The following is an 8562-nucleotide window of genomic DNA, read 5'->3' as shown; positions in this document are numbered from 1 at the left end:
TGATGAAGGCGATCGACATTGATGGCCCGGAAGGAGAGGTGGAGGTCTTCAAGGCCGTTGCCGATCCCTGCAGGCTAAGGATTGTGAAGCTCTTGAAGGAAGGAGAGCTGTGCGTCTGCGAGATCATGACTGCTCTTGATAAGCCTCAGTCCACCACCTCCCATCATCTATCCATTCTCAGAGAGGCAGGACTGGTCAGAGAGCGAAAGGATGGCAAATGGTCCTATTACCGCCTGGCAGACAGCGCTGTCAATGAGATGATCAAGCAGGCCCGAGAGCTGAAGAAGATAAAATAAAAAGATTTTTAGGTGGTGGGATGAGATGTTCTATGACAACCTAGCGACGGCTATGAGCTTTTTCATAGAGATTGCAGTAGAATTGATAGTATTATTCATAGGGATAACCTTTCTCGTGGGCCTGATCCAGGAGTATGTGCCTGATGAAACCATAAAGAAGGCCCTGGGTGGGCGGCACAGAATTCTGGGCAGCTTTCTGGGAGCAGGTTTTGGTGCGCTAACTCCATTTTGCTCCTGCTCGACCATTCCGCTCCTCCTGGGGATGCTCAATGCGGGCGTGCCCTTCGCATCTGCAATGGCATTCCTGTTTGCCTCGCCCCTGCTCAATCCGGTGATAATATCCCTGTTCATCATCCTCCTGGGCTGGAAGATAACTGCTCTCTACTTTTCCGTCACCTTCCTGGCGGCAATCGTAATCGGCCTGATGCTTGACAGTCTGGGATTCGCAGCACAGGTTAAATCCGTGGCCGCGGTGAGAGGCTGCTGCGACTGTGAGCAGGCTGAGGATGCAAAATCGAGAGTGCAGCGCTCGGCAAGATTCGCTTTCAGCCTATTCCGCCAGCTCGTACCCTATCTCCTCTTGGGAGCGGGCATTGGTGCCTTCATTCATGGATTCGTGCCCACGGAGCTGATATCAAGCATCGCCGGATCGGGAAATCCCTTTGCTGTTCCCGTGGCGGCAATCATAGGCGTCCCCATCTACATCCGGGCGGAGACCATGATCCCCATCGGCCTGGCCCTCATAGAGAAAGGGATGGGCACGGGAGCGGTGCTGGCCCTGGTCATCGGCGGAGCGGGCGCGAGCATCCCTGAGTTGACCCTCCTTTCCGCCATATTCAAAAGGAAGATGCTGGCAGCCTTTGTGCTCACCATCATCACAATAGCGGTTGCGGTCGGATATCTGGCCAACTGGTTGGCATTGTGATGTTTGCAGAAGGAGAAACGAAATAGAAATATTGCAGGCGAATTAGGGCGAAAAAAGAGTCCTGCCGTCATCCCCAAAGGTCTGAGAGATCCAATCCTTCATCTCATCTCTCACTTTTCTGAAGGCCTGCATCTCCTCTTCCTTCGATCCTCTTGTAGCCGCCGGATCCAGGAAGCTTCTGTGGATGACCTCTCTAGCTCGAGGCGTCCGGGCGGGAAGCTCAATCTCTGTGCTGCAGATGGGGCAGGCCTGTCTGGCCCGGTCGCATACTGTGACCGCCTGGTCGAAGACCGTATCCAGAAATTCCTGGGTGGATTTGGAGCGCTGGCCGGAGATATCAATGCCGATCTCGCTCATAGCCCGCACCGCGCGGGGGTCGACTGCCGTTGGATCAACCCCGGCGCTATAGGCCTCATATCGATCGCCGTACATGGCCCGCAGGAGCCCCTCCGCCATCTGGGAGCGGGCGGAGTTGTGAGTGCACAGGAACAGGACTTTCTTTTTTCCTGCCGAACTGGAAGCAGAGTCTGATTTCATCTGATGATCGGGTGCCTCCATTGTAAATCAGCATTTTGTCTGGCTGGATGGAGGCGTGATAAAAAGTGGGTCAGATGGGATCGAAGCCCATTGCCGGAGGGCTCACGCCTATCACCTGAGAGGGACACTCCTCTGCCACCTTCTTTGCGCATTCCTCTTGATCCTCAAAAGCGACTCCCTCATCCAGCTTCCCAGCTATGCGGAACTTCTCGGCGATTTGACTCTTGCCATCCTGTTCACTCTCATCGAAGAGATCGGGGCAGTCCCCCCAGCACTGACCGCAGCTTATGCAGCCCTCTCTATCGATTGATACATTGATCATGAAAATCATCCCGGCCTATGCCAGGGCCAGTTTTTCTTTTATCGCTTTAATGCTTTTTGGCGCAGGAGGCGGATTTGTGCTGAAGTTCTGTTGGGCGCCGGTTACATTAAAATCTCCTGTCTGCCATTTGCCCTGATGATGGCAAAGCAATATGGAGATCTAGAGATCCTGCAGGAGATCGAGAATCTCTGCATAAGTCACCAAAAGATCACCCAATCTTCTGAGTGCCGGGATTTCAACCATCGAGCAGCCCTATTGCTGCAGAGCCTGGAGGAGAAGGGATTTTTCCCCCTGGCGGATAGGATGATGGACCTTCTGGCCTGCTGCAATCCCAAGGACCTCTCCCAGTGCGACAGCGTGCAGAGGGCCAGGGACATACTAGAAAGATTGAGGTATCTGGCCAGGGAGAGCCTTGGAGAATGAATCTGCCATTAACTTCCTTTGGGTCGGTCTTGTGTTTTGGCCGGTTCTATTTTGGGAATGGAAAAAATTCTGGCGGTAGTAGGGACGTGGGATCTCTCCATCTCCTGCTATGTCGCCTGGATGATTACGGATTGGATGTTTCAATAATTGCAGACATCCATCGATCGATCTTTATGCTATTTTCTATCGGTTCCTTCGCCATCCATAATTCCGAGTGATGACTGCTTAAGCATGAGCCTGCACTGCTAGCCTGTGCTCGATGAGATCTTCTTTGGGGGACAGTCTCATAGTTTTCAGTAAGGCTCGTGAAGCATTTCGTGTTATTCAGAAAAGATGACAGTTTAAAAATTGTGGAAAAACTATATTTGAGTTTTTTAAATAGATTAAAAAACCCGAAAGAGATATGTGCAACTTAGTGTGATGTAATGGAACGGATAAGTATTCAAACAGGATGGCCTATGTCTACTAAAACAAGAAAAAGAGATGCACAGGCTGACGAGGAGGTCATAAGTTCAGATATTGACGCGATTTTTAGAGCACGTTACCACGGAGCGGCAAATATTAGAGGTATCAAGTATCAAATACTGTATTCTGTTCTTCGCGCTTTTGACCTCTACGCTGATGATAATGCGTATGGATCGATTAGACTTGAGGGAATTGAAGATTTGGATCTTCTTGGATTGCGTTTAGAGGATGAATACATCCAAGTCAAGACCTCACAAGAACCGTGGAAGTGGAGCCAGCTTAAAAGTTATAAAAATTCTAAAGGTCCAATTGAGAATTTTCTAGAAATTTATCGGTTAAATCCAAATTGTCATTTCGTTCTCGTGGTGAATTTTCAGCTAAAAGGTGACCTAGAAAAATTGGCTCAAATAGAGTCTCTGCCACCAAGAGATAAAAAAATTATTGAGGAAATGTTTCGTAAATTGTGCCATCAAATAGGGGCATCTACCACTGAAGCCGACGCTCTTGCTAGCAGATTATGCATCGTCTCGATGTCAGAAGATCAAATTTGGAGGAAACTTAGACCTGCCGTAGCTGACTCTTTTAATATAGGAAGCGAAGCAGTTGAAACTTACATCTCGGCGCTTGTCGCCAAATTTCTGGATTGGGCCAAGGATCGAAAGACGATAAATCGCACGGATCTTGAGGGTGTTCGAGCGAACGTTGGGGAACCTTTGTCACGAGAGGTGGAGTGGCAAGGATACGGACGTGGTCTTATTGATAGAATCTCATGGGATTCAGATGCGAATATCGAGGATTTCTTTGAAGGAAAGAGAACAAGACAGGGGCATATTGCATCTAACGTTGATGTTAGACGGCCAATTTGGCTTGAAAGAATTGATAAGGCAATCAATTCCTCAAAGATTTGTATCCTTCGATCTTCAAGCGGACAAGGCAAATCATCACTTTTATATCGGTATGCATACGAAAAATGGCCAGCGGAAAACACCTTTATTCTTCGAGTTGCCGAATCACAGGAACACGTTGAGCTTATTCGTGATCACCTTCGTTTCAGAGCGAATCTGGGCGTGCCTATTTTTCTTCTAATTGATAATGCTGGATGGAGCACGCGATTTTGGCCATTCGTCGCACAGGAATGTGCCGCTTTAGGAGTTCAGGTTTTGATATCAGTACGCAATGAAGATTGGCATCGTTTTGCAAGGGAGTGTTTGACAAATTACGAGATAATTGAGCCAATTTTGATTCTAGATGAAGCACAACAAATTTTCGAGGCATTTCGATCAAAAGGGAGACTCCACGAATCGATCAGCTCACCTGAATGGGCTTATGAGAAAATTGGTGAGCCCCACTTATTAATGGAATATGTTTACTTGCTCACACATGGTCACATGCTTGAAGAACGACTTCGGGATCAATTAAAGCAATTCTCCGAACAAGGCGAGGATCCCGCCAAAGTTGAAATATTGCGAAGAATATCACTGGCAGATTCGCTTGGAGCACCCGTCGCAGTTGACAAATTGTTGGTAGACATTCAGTTAACGGATGATCCGCAACAGGTATTGATGTCTCTTTCCGGGGAGTACATTGATTTAGTGGACGGAATTCTTACTGGCCTTCACTGGGTTCGTTCAGATCACCTCACTCATATACTCCATGAAGGATATCCAAATCCTTGCAAGACAGCTCTGGCAGTTTTTGGAGCTATTCCACTTGAACGCATTCCTGTATTTGTCTCCAATGCTTTAAGCAAAGACGACTTGGATAAAGAACTATTTATGAATGGTCTGATTGAAAAAGCAAAGGAAAATGATCTCAATATTATTTTAGCCATTGTTGATGGAATCTTCGAAGCGGGAGAACGTAAATTCTTTCAAGTAAATCAAAGCTTGTTCGACGAGGCATACGAGTTATTTGGTCCTAGCGGTATTTTACCATTAATTTTAAAATTTGCTCCAGTCATCAAGGTAGACATATTAACCAAGATGATCGGGATTCTTGGTGAGAATAAAGAAAATTTCAAAAAGTTAACAGAGATTGCGTCTCAAATCGTTGAATCAGACAGAGGCCTCGATTTAGTCAGGGATTTCTTAAATTATATCATACTAGACATCCCATCAAAAAAACTGCAAGAAACTCCTGATGATATGGGTCGCTTGTTTGACTGGTGTTCGTTATGCAATATCCACGTTTCAACTTGGACAAATATTTTTGACAATTACATCTCAGACATGAAAATATTTAATTATTCATTAGACGCATTTTCCATCTTTGCGCAGGGATTTTATCGATACGATGGACCCGCATATATGAAATGGTTTTCACAAAATAAAGAGAATATTCTGGGCTATCTTAAACTTCATGTTAATTGTATTGAATTGAATGTTTCAGACGATACGCTTTACATCGAATTCTTCACTGATTCAGATGAAAGTCAAAGTATCAATGAACAGGCAGTACAGCGTTTCAATAAGTTGAGATCTAGTATTCCTTTTTGTGAAAGTTATCAATCTCAGGGCATTTGGTTCTTGCCATCTGGCCTAACGCCATCCATTGACGATTCTCGAAAAAATATCCCCAAAGGGAATCTGCCATTCAAATCTGATATTGAAAAGAATTTGATATGGAAACACATAGTAGATAATTACTATCTATCGGATAGCTATTATATATATGAAAAATCTTGGTATAATCTCCGAAATGATGGCTTGTGTTTTGTAAAGGCCTTCTCAAAAGGTTTACAGAATATCCTTGTGGGCAAAAAATTTGACTTTCAAAAGGCCTTCGACGGAGGAAAACTCCCAGACAGATTGATGGACTTGCTGAGATATTTGCCAGATCCTCCTTCTCAGGCTCCGGTGCATTTGAGCAAGGCGCTTAAAGGAACTACCAATAAGTGGTCAACTAGTTTACAAAATTTCCTATTACAAATATTTGAATATTTCCAGGATGTACGTAAACAAAGAATAGGACGATTGGCAGTCCATAATTTCCTATGTGCCGTCAAATATCTTCCGGAGATGCACAGCATCTTTAATCAGCTTTTTGAGAATGTACCCGACTATTTTGACGTCAGTGAGTTGGATATTTCTGAAGTAAAGAACTACGAAATCCTCGCCGATCTACTAGATGTTTGGATAATAGAACCACCCAAGACGCCACAACGAAATATTATGCAATATATTAGGAAAAGAAGACAGCAAAAGAGACAGGAAATGCTCAATCGCATCCAGGATGTAAACGCTCATCTCAAAGAATACGGCATGATCATCATACCCCCTATCGATGCATATATAAAACATCCTCTTTGTTACATGCCGCTGGCATTTTCCGTAAAGGATCCAATCTACCCAGAAGCTTCACTGGATATCGTTATTGAAGCGATTTCGGACGTCAAAGATATTGCTGATATTTTCTATCTAGTGCCGATACATGAGGGTGTTCGTTTCCTTGAGGGTGGGTACCAAATCAGCTCAAACCAAATTACAAAATTTAATGAAGGGCAACTCACAAACTGGGAGGCTTTTGCATTACAGGAACTCTCTGAAGATATATTGAGATGCCTTCCTGCCTTGCCCTTCTGTCCATCTGTGAGGCTGCAAATTAGAGCAAGTATAACCTCATTGCTCATTGGAATGATAGTGTTTATTGAGCAAAAGGACAAGATTGAGACACTAAGGACATCTGAAAATCAATTTGAAGTTAAATTGTATGATCGCCATAAATCGCGACTTATTGAAATACAAGCGGATTTTGGCATTGCGGCATGCAAGATAATGGATTATCTGAAAGCCGAATATTCATCCCTGCAGGAAGACATAGACTTTAAGACATTGATAGGATTTCTTAAAATCACAGAAGAAGCTTCACAGAAGGATTCCATTGATACGCTATTTGTGTCTGGTGACTTTAATGCAGGTAATATTTTGAATGCTACGGAGCAATTGCTGCAAAAATGATTGTTTTTGAATGTATATCCAGCAGCTTGCTGCGGGGAGCGCTGTTTGACTTCTTTGCAGATTAGAAATTTTAGACCAATATTCGCTGTAACCAGTTGATGCTTCTTCGCCGAACGATTGCGATTGCTGGGCGACTGCATCTCCGCCCAGCTTCCCAAGATTGGCGACGTTGAGAAGAAGCATAGCCTGACATGCAAGCCACCTTATCTCACCACATCTTGAACCCCAGATACCTCACCGCATAGATCAATCCGATGACGATTACCGCCAGACCGAATATCTTTGTAATGTGCTTCCCCGCGGCGATGTATTTCTCACCGATCTGCCCGCCCACAGCTCTGGAGAAGGTGGCGATGGGAATCACCGGCACTCCATGGCCCACCCCAAAGACAAAGAGCATCAGGGCTCCGCCCAAAGGGGTCACGTCCTGGGATATAAGCCAGATGAGCACCGGAAAGACCAGGGACACGGCACATGGGGCCCATCCCAGGGCAAAGAAGACCCCCAGAGTGAAGGCACCGATGAATGCCGAGTACCGGAAGAGGTTCATAGAGACTGAAACCAGTCTCTCCATGATCCCCTTCTTCTCTGCTATCGTCTCCTCATCAATCGCATCGGAATTGCCTCTGCCAAAAGAAAGGCGTGAGCGCACCGGCTCGATGATCTCCCCAATGGGCTTGATGATGTTTATCCCCAGGATGATCATCAAAAGACCCGCAGCCAGGTCAAAGAAGCGGGCCTGGCGGATGAAAACGCCGATATCCGAGAGGAAAAAACCCACGATGAAAAATACCGCCGCCATGCCCAGAGTGAAGGCTATGCCGATCATAAAGCCCTCTTTTGATGCCGAGGCTGTCTTTCTCAGATACTCGTCCTTCCTGCGGGCGGTCATAACATAGGAGAACATGGCCAGGAGAAGCGCTATGGAGCAGGGGGAGAGGGAGGTGACAATTCCCAGGGCGAACATGCCCAGATAGTTTATGCCCTGGCGGGAGGCGATTCCCTCAAATCCGGAGGCTTCGCCTGCCTCTATTCTCTCCAGGTCGCTTTTCAACGACTCAGCACTCTGGATACCGTCTATCTCCCCCTTGCCCAGTTGATAGACGTGGTAGAGACCTGCCACATTTCCCTCTTTATCGATCAAGATCAGGGTGGGATTGGCAAATCCTCCCTCTAAAGTTGAGTAGTCGATGTACTTGCCGGTGAGGGGATACGGGTCAAAGTCCTCAATCCAGGGCCCGGTGATATTGGCATTCCACCATCCTTCTGCTAGTTCTCGCCCATCCAATGAGTAGGAATTCTTCCGCACATTGAGGGTTATGATGTTCACGCCGGGATCCATTTCGGCAAGCTGAGAGAGCTGGTTGGTCTGGGCATCAAGAGCATTCTCGCACTCCCTGCAGAGGGGATTTTCTATGTTTGTGATATGGAGAAGGACTGCCTCTCCTCGATAGCCAGAGAGGGAGACATTTTTCCCATCAAGATCTACTGCCTGAAAATCAGGGGCCATAGCTACCTGGGATATAGCAGGTGATGAGCATATGGAGAAGATGGAAAAGATAATGGAAATTATAACCGCAAAAAGTGTGACGGGTCCCGATATCAGGGATTTCTTGCATTTCGTGGACATGACAACGA

7 protein-coding genes are annotated in these 8562 nt (G+C 46.2%); 4 read left to right on the top strand and 3 right to left on the bottom strand.

Annotated elements, in window-relative coordinates:
• On the top strand, nucleotides 1-296 hold a 296-nt coding region (locus BP822_RS02005; protein ID WP_286877609.1), incomplete at its 5' end, for an ArsR/SmtB family transcription factor.
• A gap of 25 nt (nucleotides 297-321) precedes the next feature.
• Nucleotides 322-1221: a permease gene (locus BP822_RS02000; protein ID WP_013720372.1), complete on the top strand. Its 900-nt coding sequence runs from the start codon at nucleotides 322-324 to the stop codon at nucleotides 1219-1221.
• Nucleotides 1222-1263: 42 nt separating this feature from the next.
• Here BP822_RS02000 and BP822_RS01995 read toward each other — a convergent pair whose 3' ends face one another.
• Both BP822_RS01995 and BP822_RS01990 read right to left on the bottom strand, forming a co-directional pair.
• Complete coding sequence (locus tag BP822_RS01995; protein ID WP_157863824.1) at nucleotides 1264-1758, bottom strand: arsenate reductase ArsC; 495 nt, start codon at nucleotides 1756-1758, stop codon at nucleotides 1264-1266.
• A 70-nt stretch (nucleotides 1759-1828) separates the two neighbouring features.
• The gene (locus tag BP822_RS01990) at nucleotides 1829-2080 is read right to left on the bottom strand and encodes a ferredoxin (protein ID WP_013720374.1); all 252 of its coding nucleotides are present in this window, start codon (nucleotides 2078-2080) and stop codon (nucleotides 1829-1831) included.
• A gap of 138 nt (nucleotides 2081-2218) precedes the next feature.
• On the opposite strand from BP822_RS01990, the gene BP822_RS01985 reads away from it, so the two are divergent.
• Together BP822_RS01985 and BP822_RS01980 are read left to right on the top strand one after the other, a co-directional pair.
• Nucleotides 2219-2503, top strand: coding sequence for a hypothetical protein (locus BP822_RS01985; protein ID WP_286877608.1), 285 nt, complete (start codon nucleotides 2219-2221; stop codon nucleotides 2501-2503).
• A gap of 425 nt (nucleotides 2504-2928) precedes the next feature.
• Entirely contained in the window at nucleotides 2929-6924 is a 3996-nt protein-coding gene (locus tag BP822_RS01980; RefSeq protein ID WP_157863825.1) for a dsDNA nuclease domain-containing protein, read from the top strand.
• Between the two features lie 208 nt (nucleotides 6925-7132).
• Here the strand turns inward: BP822_RS01980 and BP822_RS01975 are convergent, their stop codons facing one another.
• Nucleotides 7133-8434, bottom strand: a complete 1302-nt coding sequence (locus tag BP822_RS01975; RefSeq protein ID WP_013720377.1) for a cytochrome c biogenesis protein CcdA — start codon at nucleotides 8432-8434, stop codon at nucleotides 7133-7135.
• Between the last annotated feature and the right edge of the window lie 128 nt (nucleotides 8435-8562).

The sequence above is a fragment of the Methanosaeta sp. UBA458 genome (genome assembly GCF_002496085.1).
Lineage (GTDB): Archaea > Halobacteriota > Methanosarcinia > Methanotrichales > Methanotrichaceae > Methanothrix > Methanothrix soehngenii.
This window is presented reverse-complemented; position numbering and strand designations above follow the sequence as displayed.